The organism is Stenotrophomonas sp. S41, assembly GCF_016624625.1.
GTDB lineage: Bacteria > Pseudomonadota > Gammaproteobacteria > Xanthomonadales > Xanthomonadaceae > Stenotrophomonas.
Window position 1 is genome coordinate 15,481 of record NZ_JACVTV010000046.1, and the last position, 14,181, is coordinate 29,661.

At 65.5% G+C, this 14,181-nt stretch carries 13 protein-coding genes; 7 read left to right on the top strand and 6 right to left on the bottom strand.

Annotated features, from left to right (window positions below; genetic code table 11):
• Positions 1–39: 39 nt before the first annotated feature.
• On the top strand, positions 40–729 hold the full coding sequence (locus IAE56_RS11445; protein WP_234456032.1) for a L,D-transpeptidase: 690 nt from the start codon (positions 40–42) through the stop codon (positions 727–729).
• Between the two features lie 78 nt (positions 730–807).
• Here the strand turns inward: IAE56_RS11445 and IAE56_RS21300 are convergent, their stop codons facing one another.
• From IAE56_RS21300 to IAE56_RS11460, 3 genes are read right to left on the bottom strand one after another with little or no spacing between them, the layout of a single operon-like run.
• Complete coding sequence (locus IAE56_RS21300) at positions 808–1,026, bottom strand: SDR family oxidoreductase (RefSeq protein WP_200752638.1); 219 nt, start codon at positions 1,024–1,026, stop codon at positions 808–810.
• On the bottom strand, positions 959–1,828 hold the full coding sequence (locus tag IAE56_RS11455) for a methylenetetrahydrofolate reductase (RefSeq protein WP_200752639.1): 870 nt from the start codon (positions 1,826–1,828) through the stop codon (positions 959–961). Before IAE56_RS11455 ends, IAE56_RS21300 begins: the two co-directional genes overlap by 68 nt.
• On the bottom strand, positions 1,828–2,739 hold the full coding sequence (locus IAE56_RS11460) for a LysR family transcriptional regulator (RefSeq protein ID WP_200752640.1): 912 nt from the start codon (positions 2,737–2,739) through the stop codon (positions 1,828–1,830). Before IAE56_RS11460 ends, IAE56_RS11455 begins: the two co-directional genes overlap by 1 nt.
• A gap of 75 nt (positions 2,740–2,814) precedes the next feature.
• On the opposite strand from IAE56_RS11460, the gene msuE reads away from it, so the two are divergent.
• The 3 genes from msuE to IAE56_RS11475 are packed head-to-tail and all read left to right on the top strand — an operon-like array spanning position 2,815 to position 5,474.
• Positions 2,815–3,405 (top strand): FMN reductase, encoded by a 591-nt coding sequence (gene msuE, locus IAE56_RS11465; RefSeq protein WP_108767301.1) that lies wholly within the window; start codon positions 2,815–2,817, stop codon positions 3,403–3,405.
• A 17-nt stretch (positions 3,406–3,422) separates the two neighbouring features.
• Positions 3,423–4,400: a DUF1852 domain-containing protein gene (locus IAE56_RS11470; RefSeq protein ID WP_200752641.1), complete on the top strand. Its 978-nt coding sequence runs from the start codon at positions 3,423–3,425 to the stop codon at positions 4,398–4,400.
• Positions 4,401–4,442: 42 nt separating this feature from the next.
• On the top strand, positions 4,443–5,474 hold the full coding sequence (locus IAE56_RS11475) for a methionine synthase (RefSeq protein ID WP_108767299.1): 1,032 nt from the start codon (positions 4,443–4,445) through the stop codon (positions 5,472–5,474).
• 70 nt (positions 5,475–5,544) lie between these two features.
• Here the strand turns inward: IAE56_RS11475 and IAE56_RS11480 are convergent, their stop codons facing one another.
• Together IAE56_RS11480 and IAE56_RS11485 are read right to left on the bottom strand one after the other, a co-directional pair.
• Positions 5,545–8,538 (bottom strand): TonB-dependent receptor, encoded by a 2,994-nt coding sequence (locus IAE56_RS11480; protein ID WP_200752642.1) that lies wholly within the window; start codon positions 8,536–8,538, stop codon positions 5,545–5,547.
• A 180-nt stretch (positions 8,539–8,718) separates the two neighbouring features.
• Positions 8,719–11,370 carry an excinuclease ABC subunit UvrA gene (locus IAE56_RS11485; RefSeq protein ID WP_200752643.1) on the bottom strand — a complete coding sequence of 884 codons (2,652 nt, stop codon included), beginning with the start codon at positions 11,368–11,370 and terminating at the stop codon, positions 8,719–8,721.
• Between the two features lie 124 nt (positions 11,371–11,494).
• On the opposite strand from IAE56_RS11485, the gene IAE56_RS11490 reads away from it, so the two are divergent.
• Positions 11,495–11,737 carry a hypothetical protein gene (locus IAE56_RS11490; RefSeq protein WP_200752644.1) on the top strand — a complete coding sequence of 81 codons (243 nt, stop codon included), beginning with the start codon at positions 11,495–11,497 and terminating at the stop codon, positions 11,735–11,737.
• A 133-nt stretch (positions 11,738–11,870) separates the two neighbouring features.
• On the opposite strand, the gene IAE56_RS11495 is transcribed toward IAE56_RS11490, so the two are convergent.
• Positions 11,871–12,590 (bottom strand): GNAT family N-acetyltransferase, encoded by a 720-nt coding sequence (locus tag IAE56_RS11495; RefSeq protein ID WP_200752645.1) that lies wholly within the window; start codon positions 12,588–12,590, stop codon positions 11,871–11,873.
• Between the two features lie 177 nt (positions 12,591–12,767).
• On the opposite strand from IAE56_RS11495, the gene IAE56_RS11500 reads away from it, so the two are divergent.
• Both IAE56_RS11500 and IAE56_RS11505 read left to right on the top strand, forming a co-directional pair.
• On the top strand, positions 12,768–13,262 hold the full coding sequence (locus tag IAE56_RS11500; protein WP_200752646.1) for a GNAT family N-acetyltransferase: 495 nt from the start codon (positions 12,768–12,770) through the stop codon (positions 13,260–13,262).
• A 481-nt stretch (positions 13,263–13,743) separates the two neighbouring features.
• Complete coding sequence (locus IAE56_RS11505) at positions 13,744–14,097, top strand: hypothetical protein (RefSeq protein WP_234456029.1); 354 nt, start codon at positions 13,744–13,746, stop codon at positions 14,095–14,097.
• The last annotated feature ends 84 nt before the right edge of the window (positions 14,098–14,181 follow it).

The window sequence follows — 14,181 nt, forward strand, 5'->3', positions numbered from 1 at the left end:
ACGCACTCATCCCCCGCAATCCGCACCGCCTGCGTCGCGCTGACCCTTGCGCTGGCACTGGCCGGTACCGGCGTGGCCAGCGCCAAGGGCGCCAAGGATGCCGCTACGCAACCCACCGCTGCCGTCGATGAACTGCCGGAAGGACAGGAAGTGTCCGAGACGGTGATCGAACTCGCAGGCTGGGTGGTCGCCAGCAAGGACAGCGAAGGCTATCCGTTCGCGATCATGGACAAGGCCGCCGCACAGGTGCTGATCTTCGGCAGTGACGGCAAGCTGCGTGGCGCGGCCCCGGCGCTGTTTGGTTCGGCCAAGGGCGATCATTCCGCACCGAACGTTGCCAAGGTCGCGCTGAGCGCGATTCCCGGCCACGACCGCACGACCCCCGCCGGCCGCTTCATTGGTGGCTACGGCCCGTCCGACGACGCCGGCCGCGTGTTGTGGGTGGACTACGATTCGGCAGTCTCGATGCACCCGCTGCCGCCGGGCACGCCGAAGGAAAAGCGCGCCGAACGCCTGGCAACGCCGACCCCGGATGACAACCGCGTCACCCACGGCTGCATCAACGTCAGCCCCAATTTCTACGAGCAGGTCGTCGAGTCCACGTTCCAGAAGGGCGGCGTGTTCTACGTGCTGCCGGACAAGGATTCGCTGGAGAAGACTTTCCCCGCGTTCGCGCAGAGCCGTGCCGAACACAGCGACGAGAAGGGTTCGCGCTCGGCAAGCAAGTAAGGCCTGTTCGATCCGCGTTGCAGCGTTGCCATGGCGAACCGCAGTCCGCCATGGCACGCGCGTTCAGACCTGGCTGATTCAGACCTGACTGAAGCCGCCGTCGATCACCAGCTCGTCGCAGGTCATGAAGCTGGCCGCCGACGACGCAAGGACAACCACGCCCCCTGCGATTTCTTCCGGCTTGCCGAGGCGGCCGATCGGGTGCGCCTTGTTCTGTGCCTGCGCGGTTTCAGCGCTGCTGCGAACCCGCGCGCCGCCGGTACTGCGCCACCCAGTCCAGCGACGGCGCGATGCCACCGAACGGGAACAGGTGCGGGCTCGCCTGGCCGTGTGCTTCGGTCAGTCCCCCCACCAGGCGATCCACGAACACATCCGGCCCGGCGGTGCCCAGCAACCGGCCGATCGAGATCCCGTACCGTGCCAGCATCGAGGCGCTGGCTCCCACGCCGCACATCGCCGCATAACGCAGCAGCCGGGTGACGCTGGCCGGCCCGGGCACGCCCACCAGCACCGGGTGGCCGATGCCGCGCGCGCGCAGCGCATCCAGCCAGGCCAGCACGATGTCGGCATCGAAGGCGAACTGGGTGATGATCTTCGGCGCCATGCCGCGCGCTTCGATGGCTTGGCATTTGCGTTCCAGTGCCTGCCAGCGCCCGGCAGCGTCCATCACCGGATGGCCCTCGGGGTGCCCGCCCACGGCAACGACCTTGATGCCGGCGCGTTCCAGCAGGCCGGTTTCGATGATTGCCGCGCTGTCTGCAAACGGACCGGCGGGCGTGGCCAGGTCACCGGCGATCAGCAGGCACTGCTCGACACCGGCCTCGCCCACCGCACGGGCGATGAAGTGCTCCAGCGCCGCCTGCGAACCGATGCGCCGCGCGGACAGGTGCGGCATCGGCTGCAGCCCCAGTTCGCGCACGGTGCGTGCCGCGGCCAGCCGCGCGTCGTCGTCTTCGCTGGCGAGATAGGGAATCGAGATCGTGGTTCCCGGGGCGATGCGGCCTGCCTCGGCGCGCAGCGCGGGCATGGCTTTCGCACTGACTTCCAGCGAACAGGCATCGATGAAGGCGCGCGCGCCCTGCACGGTTGCTGCAGGCATCACTCGGCCCCGCGCGGCGCGCCGGCGATGGAGCTGCTCCGCGCCAGTTCAACGAAGGCCTGCAGGTAATCGATGGCGGTGTCGGCCTCGCGCGCGCCCAGGTAGATCTGCTTGGGAATGCCCTTGGCCCCCAGCCGCACCGGCACCACGTCCATCCGCGCCGCATACTCCTCCACCAGCCAGCGCGGCATGGCGGCCACGCCGCGGCCGCTGGCCACCATCTGCATCATGATGTCGGTGGTTTCGATGGCCTTGTGGCGGCGCGGGGTGACCCCGGCCGGCAGCAGGAACTGGTTGTAGATGTCCAGGCGCTCGAACGGCACCGGGTAGCTGATCAGCACTTCCTGGGTCAGCTGCCGCGGCTTCACGTACTCCACCTTGGCCAGCGGGTGGTTCCTGGCCACCACCAGCACCTGCTCATAGTCGAACACGGGCACGAACGTCAGGCCCGGCTTCAGCAGTGGGTCCGGTGTCACCAGCAGGTCGATCTCGTAGCCGAACAGCGCGCCGATGCCACCGAACTGGAATTTCTGCTTCACGTCCACGTCCACATCCGGCCACGAGGCCAGGTAGGGCGAGACGATCTTCAGCAGCCACTGGTAGCAGGGGTGGCACTCCATGCCGATGCGCAGCGAGCCGCGCTCGCCCTGGGCGAACTGGCCCAGCCGCTCTTCGGCCAGGTCCAGCTGCGGCAGCACCCGGTTGGCCACCGCCAGCAGGTACTGGCCGGCCTGGGTCAGCCGCAGGCTGCGGCCCTCGCGCAGCCAGACGTCGGTGCCCAGCTGCTGTTCCAGCTTCTTCATGCTGTGGCTCAGCGCCGACTGGGTCAGGTTGAGCACGCCGGCGGCAGCGGTCAGCGAACCCTGCAGTTCGACCTGCTGCACGATGCTCAGGTGGATTCGTTCCAGCATGTCGATGAATCCCATTCATGGATGTGTGAAGTAAAACCATTTTACGTCATGGAAAGGCCTGACTAGGATCGGGTCATGCTTTCTCCCCACCGCCCCCTCCGTATCGTCGCCGTCTCCGGCGGCCTGCAGCGCCCCTCGCGGGCTGCCACCCTGTGCGAGCACCTGCTGGACCTGATCGGCGAGCACATTCCCAGCGAACCGCACCTGGTCGAACTCGGGGAGCTGGCCCCGCAGCTGGCCGGTGCCCTGTGGCGCTCGCAGCTGCCTGCCGCCGCCGAACAGGCGCTGGCCACGGTCGAGCAGGCCGACGTGCTGGTGGTCGCCACCCCGGTCTACCGCGGTTCGTACACCGGCCTGTTCAAGCACTTCTTCGATTTCATCCACCAGGACGCCCTGGTCGACACCCCCACCCTGCTGGCCGCCACCGGCGGCAGCGAGCGCCACGCACTGATGATCGACCACCAGCTGCGGCCGCTCTTCAGCTTCTTCCAGGCACGCACCCTGCCGCTGGGCGTCTACGCCACCGACAAGGATTTCGCCGATGGCCGCGTGCATGACGAGGCCCTGCTGCAGCGCGCACGCCTGGCCGTGCAGCGGGCACTGCCCCTGCTGGCGCTGTCCCATCGCCCCGCGCCCGTGACCGCTGAAACCGCCGACGCCCTCTAAGTAACCGGAACACCGCCATGACTGCCGACAACTTCACCTTCCAGATCACGCGCATCCCGTTCAACGAGGATTACCAGCCGGCCGACGGCACACGCATCACCACCAACTTCGCCAACCTGGCCCGCGGCGCCTCGCGCCAGGAAAACCTGCGCAACACCCTCGGCATGATCAACAACCGCTTCAACGATCTGGCGCACTGGGACAACCCCAGCGCGGATCGCTACGCGGTCGAGCTGGACATCATTTCGGTGGAGATGCACATCGACGGCGATGACGGCAGCGATCCGTTCCCGCTGATCGAAGTGCTGCGCCCGACCATCGTCGACACGCACACCGGCGCGCGTACAGAAGGCATCGTCGGCAACAACTTCTCCTCCTACGTGCGCGACTACGACTTCAGCGTCGTGCTGCCGGCCAGCAACGAAGGCAAGGCGACGTTCGGCATCCCCGAAGGCTTCGGCGATCTGCATGGCAAGCTGTTCAAGCACTTCCTGGAGTCGGATGCCTACCGCGCCAACTTCAGCAAGGCACCGGTCATCTGCATCAGCGTGTCCAGCAGCAAGACCTACCACCGCACCGAGAACCACCATCCCATCCTGGGCGTGGAGTACCGCCAGGGCGAGTTCTCGCCCACCGACCAGTACTTCGACAAGATGGGCCTGCAGGTGCGCTACTTCATGCCGCCGGGCAGCGTCGCGCCGCTGGCGTTCTACTTCCAGGGCGACCTGCTGGGCGATTACTCGAACCTGGAACTGATCGCCACCATCAGCACCATGGAAGCGTTCCAGAAGATCTACCGCCCGGAGATCTACAACGCCAATTCGGTGGCCGGCAAGGTCTACCAGCCCAGCCTGAAGCACCAGGACTACTCGTCCACCCGCATTGTCTACGACCGCGAAGAGCGCAGCCAGCTGGCGGTCAAGCAGGGCAGGTTCACCGAAGAGCACTTCATCAAGCCGTACGGCGCCGTGCTTGAGCAGTGGGCTGCCCGCTGATTCACCGCTTCTCCCTCCCCCAGGACAAAGACCCCGAACACGATGAAGAAACTACTGCCCACCTCCACCGCCGGCAGCCTGCCCAAGCCCTCCTGGCTGGCCGAGCCCGAGAAGCTCTGGTCGCCTTGGAAACTGCAGGATGAGGCACTGACCGAAGGCAAGCAGGATGCGCTGCGCCTGTCCCTGCAGGAACAGCAGCACGCCGGCATCGATATCGTCAGCGACGGCGAACAGACGCGGCAGCATTTCGTCACCACCTTCATCGAACACCTGGACGGCGTCGACTTCGACAAGCGCGAGACCGTGCGCATCCGCAACCGCTACGACGCCAGCGTGCCGACCGTGGTCGGTGCCGTCAGCCGCCCGAAGTCGGTGTTCGTCGAGGACGCGAAGTTCCTGCGCCGGCAGACCTCGCAGCCGATCAAGTGGGCCCTGCCCGGCCCGATGACCATGATCGACACGCTGTACGACGCGCACTACAAGAGCCGCGAGAAGCTGGCCTGGGAATTCGCGAAGATCCTCAACGAGGAAGCGAAGGAACTGGAAGCGGCCGGCGTCGACATCATCCAGTTCGACGAACCTGCCTTCAACGTGTTCTTCGACGAGGTGAACGACTGGGGCGTGGCCACCCTCGAACGCGCGATCGAAGGGCTGAAGTGCGAGACCGCCGTGCACATCTGCTACGGCTACGGCATCAAGGCCAACACCGACTGGAAGCAGACGCTGGGTTCGGAATGGCGCCAGTACGAAGAGTCGTTCCCGAAGCTGCAGAAATCCAGCATCGACCTGATCTCGCTGGAGTGCCACAACTCGCACGTGCCCATCGACCTGATCGAGCTGGTGCGCGGCAAGAAGGTGATGGTCGGTGCCATCGATGTGGCCTCCAGCAAGGTGGAGACGCCGGAAGAGGTGGCCAACACCCTGCGCAAGGCGCTGCAGTTCGTCGATGCCGACAAGCTCTACCCGTGCACGAACTGCGGCATGGCGCCGCTGTCGCGTGAGGTGGCGCGTGGCAAGCTGCGTGCGCTGAGTGCAGGCGCGCAGATCGTGCGCGAGGAACTGGCCGGGCGTTGATCGCAGTGGAGCCGAGCATGGGCTCGGCTCTACACGGGGTTTCCGACCCCGGTAGCGCCGAGCCCCTCCCTCAGTAGTCGTAACTCACGCTCACCCGCAGCGAGCGCGGTGCCTGGCGCACGGTCGCTGCGCCGTACAGCGGGTCAGGCTGGCCCGGGTCCAGCTCGGAGTACGGCGATTTCCACAGCGCCACCTGGCTGTTGAACACGTTGAACACATCCAGATTGAAGCCCAGTCGACCCTCGGCCGCGGCCGGGCGATAGGACACGCCCAGGTCCAGCTGCTTCAGCCACGGCAGGCGCCCCTGGCTGCCCGGAGGCGCCGGCTGGCCGTTGTAGAAGTGGTAGGCGATGCCATAGCCGGAGGGATCTTCGAAGTCCGGGCCATACGAACCCAGTGCGCTGAACGGCGTGCCCGAGATCACCCGCACGTTGGCCGAGACCAGCCATTCCGGCGTCAGCTGGTAGTAGCCGTGCAGCTTGAACTGGTGCGTGTGGTCGTTGCTCTGCGGCCCGTTGGTGTGCTCCATCAGCTGGGCATAATCCCAGGCCTGCGTGGTCGACACCGCGGTCTGGCCGATGCCCGACAGCAGCTGGCCTTCGGTGGTGCCGTAGCTGCGCGACCACGTGTAGTCCGCACGGCCGTACCAGCGTCCGTCGAACGGATGCTCCAGCGACAGGTTCACCGCATAGTAGTTGCGCTTGAACTTCGGGAAGCCCATCTCGGCATTGGTCAGCGGCACGCTCACGTAGTTGCCGCTGGTGTCGACCAGATTGAAGGTGTTCGCGCGGCCCGGGTTGATCAGCCAGCAGCTGACCGGGTTGCTGTCCTTGGTCACGTTGTAGCCAAGGCTGCTGGCCTTGCCGAGCACCGCATCGATATCGCAGTAGTCATCCACGCCGCTGCGCAGCACGCGGTACGTCGCCTTCGCGCCGTATACCCAGTCCTGGCCCAGCGCCTTGGTGAAGCCGAGGATGAACTCATCCTGGAACGACGGCTTGATGCCGGAGGTGGCCACCGTCTTCGCGTCCGGCAGCAGACCGTAGTTGTTATTGGACGACACCGCATCGGAGAACTGGGTGAGGTCGGTCGGGTAGCCGTTGCTGTCGATGCCGCCGTACGTGTAGTACGTCGAGGTCGCCAGCGTTGCACCGGCCGCATTGAACGCCGGGTTCAGCGGCAGCGCCAGGTAGTAGCGGCCCACGTTGCCGAACACCTTGAAGCGGCCGTCGCCGCCGACATCCCAGCTGAAGCCCAGCCGCGGCGCCCACTGCCCGCTGGTCTGCTTGATGTAGGCGTCGCCATCGCGGTTGTAGTTGGTGAACTGATCCAGGCGCAGGCCCAGGTTCAGCAGCAGGCGGTCGGTCACCTGCCAGTTGTCCTCGATGTATTGCGCACGCTGCGAGGCGCGCACCGAGGCGAGTGCACTGTAGATGTACTGGCGCACGTAGTAACCGTCCTGGCCATTGCGGATGCCACCGGTGGCCGGCACGCCCAGGCCGGTGTTGATCGGCACGTTCGGGTTCGACTGGCCGTAGATCCAGTAGTAGCCATCGGCCGATGCCACCGAGCCACGGTTGAGCGCGCGGGCGTTCTGGTTGTCGATGCCCACGGTGATGCTGTGATCGCCCAGCACATAGTTTGCATCCAGGCGCAGGTTGTTGCTGCGGTTGCCGCGCGCGGGATCGACCAGCAGCGAAGTAGTCTGCGCGTTGGTGATCGGCGTGCCGCCGTTGAGCGCCGGATTCTGCAGGTTGGCGCTGTTGATGTAGGTCAGGCTGCCGTCGTAGGCGGGATTGCCGATGTAGTCATCGGTCTTCATCTCGCCATACTGCGCGCTCACGGTGAGCCGGTCGGTCAGGTAGCCGGTGTACTTGGCCGTCCACAGGTCGCCGCCGGTCTTGGTGGTGTCTTCCTTGCCGCGCTGCGCGCCACGGGTCAGCGTGTCGTAGTCGTAGGCGAAGATGTCGCCGCGGAACACGTTGCGGCTGGAGGCGCCGGTCAGTTCCAGCAGGTGGTTGTCGGTGATGTTCCAGTCCAGCTTGGCGTACCAGCGCGGACGGTTGTACTCATACTTCGAGTAGGAGTTGGTCGCCTCGACGTTTTTGACGTCGGTGCCTTCGCGGCGCTCCAGTTCGTAGGAGCCGAAGAAGAACAGTTTGTCTTCGATCAGCGGGCCGCCGGCGTAGATGCTCTGCGTGGTTACCCACTCGCGGTCCTTGCTCTCCGGCGAATACAGCGCACCGTCGCCCGGGTAGCGCACGTCGTCCTTGTCGGAGCGGGTGGAGGCCGGTTCCCAGGTGAACTGGCCGCCGAAGTGCCAGTCATTGGTGCCGCGCTTGCCGACGGCATTGATGACGCCACCATCGGAACGACCGTACTTGGCGCTGTAGCCGCCGGTGTAGATTTCCTGCTGGTCGATGCTGCCATAGGGCAGTGTCAGGCCACCCAGGCCACGCAGCGGATCGGTGCTGTTGAAACCGTTGATGTAGTACGCGTTCTCGGCCGCCGACGAACCGCCGAAGCTGACCAGCTGCGCGCCGGTCGGGCCGGCATAGCTGCCGTTGCCACCGTTGCCGACCACGCCCGGTGCAAGCTGGGCGATGGCCTCGGCCGAGCGGCCCAGCGGCAGGCGCTGCAGCTGCTCGGCGGTGATCACCGTGCGCGAATCCACGCTGCTGACGTCGATCGCAGCGGCCGCGCGATCGGCGCTGACCTGTACGCCATCCAGGCGCGTGACCTCACCGAACGACACCTCGGTGCTGGTACCCACGGTCAGCGCAACGCCCTCGCGGGTCTGCAGCACCTTGCCGTCGGCATCGCGTGCTTCCACGGAATAGCGGCCCAGCGGCAGCTGGCCGATGGTGTAGCGGCCACGCGCGTCCACCGTCACCTCACGGGTGAGGCCGGTGTCGCTGCGGACGAAGATGCGCTGCGCCGAAGGAGGCGCGAGGCCGGCGATGGCGCCGGTGGTGGACTGGGCATGCAGTGCGGGGGACGCGGTGGCAAGCAACACCGCCAACGCCAGCAATCGCGGGCGCAGTGAGGAACGAGCAGTCGTCATCGTGGGGCGTACGGGTAGTGGGGGAAGCGCTGCCTGCGCGCCGCGAGGGGCGCGCCAGACATTGCACATTCATTAACCCCGCTCGCGCCCCAATGCAGAAATGCCGAGTGGTTATGTGCTGCTGGCCGATGGCCATACCCGGTTGCCCCGCAGGCCATGCTCGGTCATGCAGAACTCAACTCAAGCGCTCCTCGTCAGCTCCTGCGCCAGGAACGGCGCCGTCCTGCTGCCTTGCGCACGCGCGACCTGATGCGGTGTTCCCTTCGCCACGATGGTGCCGCCCGCCCCACCTGCACCCGGGCCGACGTCGATCACCCAGTCCGCCTGCGCGACCGCACGCATGTCGTGCTCGATCATCACCACCGTGTTTCCCGCCTCCACCAGGCGCTGCAGCTGCACCATCAGCCGGTCCGCATCGGATGCGTGCAGACCCGTGGTGGGCTCATCCAGCACGTACAGGCTGCGCCCACGCTGGCTGCGCTGCAGCTCGGTGGCGAGCTTGATGCGTTGCGCCTCACCGCCTGAAAGCTCGGTGGCCGGCTGGCCCAACCGCAGATAGCCCAGGCCGATTTCCTGCAGCAGGTGCAGCGGACGCGCGATGGCATCTTCCGCGCTGAAGAACGCGTGCGCTTCGTCCACCGTCATCTGCAGCACCTCGGCGATGGTGCGCTCGTTCCACAGCACCTTCAGCGTGGCCTCGTTGTAGCGCGCGCCGTGGCAAGTGGGGCACGGCGCATAGACGCTGGGCATGAACAGAAGCTCGACGCTGACGAAGCCTTCGCCTTCGCAGGTTTCGCAGCGGCCCTTGGCCACATTGAACGAGAAGCGGCCTGCGTCGAACTTTCGACGGCGTGCGGCCGGCGTCGCGGCAAACAGCTTGCGCACATGGTCGAACAGCCCGGTGTAGGTGGCCAGGTTGGAACGCGGCGTGCGGCCGATGGGTTTCTGGTCCACCTGCACGACACGCTGGATGGCGTCCACATCGCCAGCCAGCCGGCCGCGCGTTGCTTCAATTACCGTAGGGCCATCGGTCGGCGTGGTTTCAGCGGTGTCCTCCACCGGCTCATGGCCCAGGTGCAGCAGCATCAGCTCCGGCAAGGCCTGCGCCATCAGGCTGGATTTGCCGGAGCCGGAAATGCCGGTCACCGCGGTCAGCAGGCCCAGCGGTACCTGCGCGTCCACTCCCTTCAGGTTGTGGCGGTGGATGTCCTGCAGTTCCAACCAGCTCTCCGCGCTGCGTTCCCGGCTGGCGGGCGCAGCGACCTGGTCGAACAGGTAACGCGCCGTGCGCGATTCCGCGACCTGGCGCAGGCCTTCGGGCTCGCCACTGTAAAGGACTCGTCCACCGTGCTCGCCCGCCTCCGGGCCCACATCCACCAGCCACTGCGCGCGACGCATCAGCTCCAGATCGTGTTCGACCACGAACACCGAATTGCCGCCGTCGCGCAGCCGGTCCAGTGCGTCGTACAGCGCCTTGCTGTCGGCCGGGTGCAGGCCCGCCGAGGGCTCATCGAGCACATACAGCACACCGAACAGCAGCGAGCTCAACTGCGTGGCCAACCGCAGGCGCTGCAGTTCGCCGGCAGACAGCGTCGGTGTTGCGCGATCCAGAGACAGATAGCCCAAGCCCAGGCCACGCAGCTGATGCACGCGTGCCATGACTCCTGCAGCCAGTCGCTGTGCCGCAAGCTGCTTTTCTTCGGACATTGCCGACGTACGCCGCACATCCGGTGCTGCCGCGTGGCTTGCACGGCCAGCGGCAGCCCGTTGGCGGCGATCGCGGCCCGTAGCGGTGCGGCTGGTGCCTGTGCCCGGGTTGTGCGCGCTGAGATCCCCCGCCGCAATCGGATCCAGCAGCTCTGCCAGCTGATCCAGCGGCAACCGCATGAACTCGCCGATATCCACGCCTGCGAAAGTGACCGAGAGGGCTTCGGGCTTCAGACGTTTGCCCTCGCAGGCCGGGCACAACTTGCCTTCCATGTAGCGGGACACGCGCTTGCGCATCAGCGCACTCTGCGTGTTGGCAAACGTGTGCAGCACGTAGCGGCGCGCGCCGGTATAGGTGCCCATGTAGCTGGGCTCCAGCTTGCGCTTGAGCGCGGCACGGGTTTCGGCGGGGGTGAAGCCGGCATAGACCGGTACGCTCGGCGCTTCCTCGGTGAACAGGATCCAGTCCCGGTCCTTCTTCGGCAGTTTCTTCCACGGCACATCGATGTCGTAGCCCAGCGTGACCAAGATGTCGCGCAGATTCTGGCCGTGCCAGGCCGGTGGCCAGGAAACGATGGCGCGCTCACGGATGCTGAGGGAAGGATCGGGCACCATCAGCGCCTCGGTCACCTCGTACACGTGGCCAAGGCCGTGGCAGGTGGTGCAGGCGCCCTGCGGCGTGTTGGGCGAGAAGTCCTCGGCGTACAGCATGGGCTGTTTGGCTGGATAGGTACCGGCCCGCGAATACATCATGCGCACCAGGCTGGACAGCGTGGTGACACTACCCACCGATGACCGCGCGTTGCTGGCACCACGTTGCTGCTGCAGCGCCACCGCTGGCGGCAGCCCGTCGATCGCATCCACATCGGGCACGCCGGCCTGGTCGATCAGCCGCCGCGCGTAGGGTGCGACGGACTCGAAGTAGCGTCGCTGCGCTTCGGCGTAAACGGTGCCGAAGGCCAGCGATGACTTGCCCGAACCCGAGACGCCAGAGAACACCACCAGTGCATTGCGCGGAATGGAGACGTCGACATTCTTCAGGTTGTGCTCGCGCGCACCGCGGACCTCGACGCAACCGCTGGCAGCGGCAGCGCATGACGATTCGCCAAAAGGAGTGTTGGACATCTTCGCGATCCTGCAGGCAGTGAGTGGCACGCATCAGCGCGTGCCCGGCGCCCTATTCTCGCTGCTGCGGGGGTGAACGGGGGTGACGGTTGGTCCGATGCCTGCAAGGTGGTACAAGAGACACATGGACGACAAGAAATACTGGTTCACACGGAAGCGATACGGCTGGGGCTGGGGCTTGCCCTGCGCCTGGCAGGGCTGGGTGGTTTACGCCGTGCCACTCGCACTGCTGCTGGCGGGGCCGTTCCTGTTCTCCCCGTTCCACCGGCCCCTGGCATTCCAGCTGTACACGTGGGCGGTGGTGCTGGTGCTTGTGCTGGTCTGCTGGCTGAAAGGCGCACCGCCGGGATGGCGCTGGGGGAAGTAGTGGGCAGGTAGCGCCGACCAGCGTCAAGCATCCGGCGAATTACTTTGATCTTGATCACTCTGATATGCCTGACCCCACACGTAGAGCCGGCCGTACACTGGCATCTTGACCGCACGGTAGAGCCGGGCAGAGCCTAGAGCGAACAAGCGACTTCCCACTCACCATACGGCGCCAGCCCGATGGATTCGGCAAGCGCCTTCGACGCCACATTGTCGAACTGGCAACGATACTGGGCTTCATATCCGCGCTTTGCAGCGTGCTCAATCATCGCGTGTACCAACGACCTTGCCAGTCCCTTGCCGCGCGCCCTCGGCATGGTCAGAACACCCATGTCGGCGATGGCCACGCCACCCCATGGGTAGAGACTGGAAACAGCCAACAGTTCCGAACCCATGAACGCACCGAAGGTCGCCCAGTGTGTCAGTTCGACAGACGCGTCATCCTGGTCGTCCACAGATACCTGCGCCATGAAGCCGTGGAAGATCTCTGCATCGTCAGACGTCAACTGACGCACGTCAGGCAAGTTGGATTTTCGCGTTGCAGACGCACCTGCAGCTGGCATGTAGTAGATGACGTCGGGCGCGTGCATTTCGATACCGGCAGCGCTGAGTGCATCGCGCAACTCCCGCAATGAAACCGGCGGACTACACGGCGCGATTCCCAAGGCAGAGGCAACAGGTGGCGAAAGTACCGCACGCGTGGCGCCATTGGCATTCGTCATCACCATTGCGCGCCGCTCGGCAGTGAGTCGCGGATTGATCACCAGACTGAAATCGCCTGCAGTCGGCACACAGGTGCCGGATTCGAAGAGTTCATCCCAGTAGGCGGATATGGCGGAACTGCACCGATGCATCGCTACTCCCCACTTTTTCTGACGCCGCCGATTCTAGATCGTGGATCGTCATGTGTCTGCGCGCGGACTCGGCCAGGCACTCCAGCAGAAACCTGCCCCCTATGCGTGGCCCATCCTCCTTCGGCTAGCATCAGCATCGACACGGCTGATCTGGATGAACGTTTGAAGATGGACGGAATGACCCTCGTCAAAGCCACCGCACAGGATGCGGATGTGGTTTTCAGATTGATGCAGCTGTACTACTTCGAAGCATCCGCATGGAGTGATGAGGAGATCCATGCCGATGGTCTCTACGACTGTGCGCTTGCCGATGTGCAGTCGCGGTTGCGGGATGAACCCGAATGGACGCGTCTGATCTGGTGCGATGGCGCACTGTGCGGCTTTGTCCAGATAGATGATGTCGAGCTTGAGGGGCGGCGTCTGCCCGAGCTGGCCGATCTGTTCGTCCTGCCCAAGCATCGAGGCAAAGGCATCGCCGCGGCGGTGGTCAAACAGCTCGTGCGCCCCGAAACGGGCGAGTGGCTTCTGGCCACGTTTCGCAGGGATGAGAGCGCGCGCGCCTACTGGGAACGTAACCTTCCGAGGATGGGGATGGTGCAGCGCGTGCCACCCATGCCGGAAGAAGAGGACTTCCGTCTCTGGCTGATCAGCGCGCCCCAATCCAGCAGGTGATTCTGAAGTCGGGCGACGGACGCATTCCGGCTCTGCACGACATGTCGCCATCAGCCTGCGAACATCTCTCTCTCACACTCGGCAACCTCGACGCGTGTCGCATATTCCCCACACGCTGGCGGGCCTTGCGGCGCCTGCCTCTGGCGCGACTTAACAGCATGCAAGAATGCCGAATGCGTCTTGCACCAAACGAGTTTGCAACTTGTCTGATGGGCGCGGCGCAAGCAAGCGAGTACAGATGACGTGCCACCGAGAACCGGTGGCCGGGCCTCGAAAACCCGGAGCTTTTGACAGTGAAGAGTTTGCGCTTGCCAGCCGGCGTCACCCCGTGTGGCGCCGGTTGGCAATCCGTTCGCCGGCTATGGCGGGCGGAGCGTGGAGGCCTTGTGCCTGCCGGTTCACTGTCACCGGTTTTCGAGCCACGTCTCCGCCCGCCACCTTTGTGTGGCGGCTACCGTCTGTCCTGCACGGAGCTCTCGCCATGACCACACCGAAGTTTCCCGCCAACGCCCCCGCCAACACCGAAGACGAGGAAGCGCCCCGCAAGGGCAGCGCCTTCATCCGCGCCCTGAAAGACATCGGACGCGGTGCCGCCGCCGACGGCCAGCCCTGGCCCGAACCGTCGCTGCGTGTCGGCCGTCGCAGCGCCCTGGCCGATGCCGACTGCGCACGGGCCGGCCTGACCATCGCTCTGGAAATGCTGCTGGCAGGCGAACGCATTCGCCAGAACGGACCGGAAGAGGATTTCCCCGGTGACCGGGTGATGGAGGGACTGGTCATGGCGTGCCTGGCGATCAACGCGCAGGCCAGCGCGCGCATGCGTCCGGAGGAGTGACGCGCGGTAAAGGCAACGCGCCGGGCATGACCCGGCGCTACCTGTGCGATTGCCGCAGTAGATCCACGCCATGCGTGGATGGGC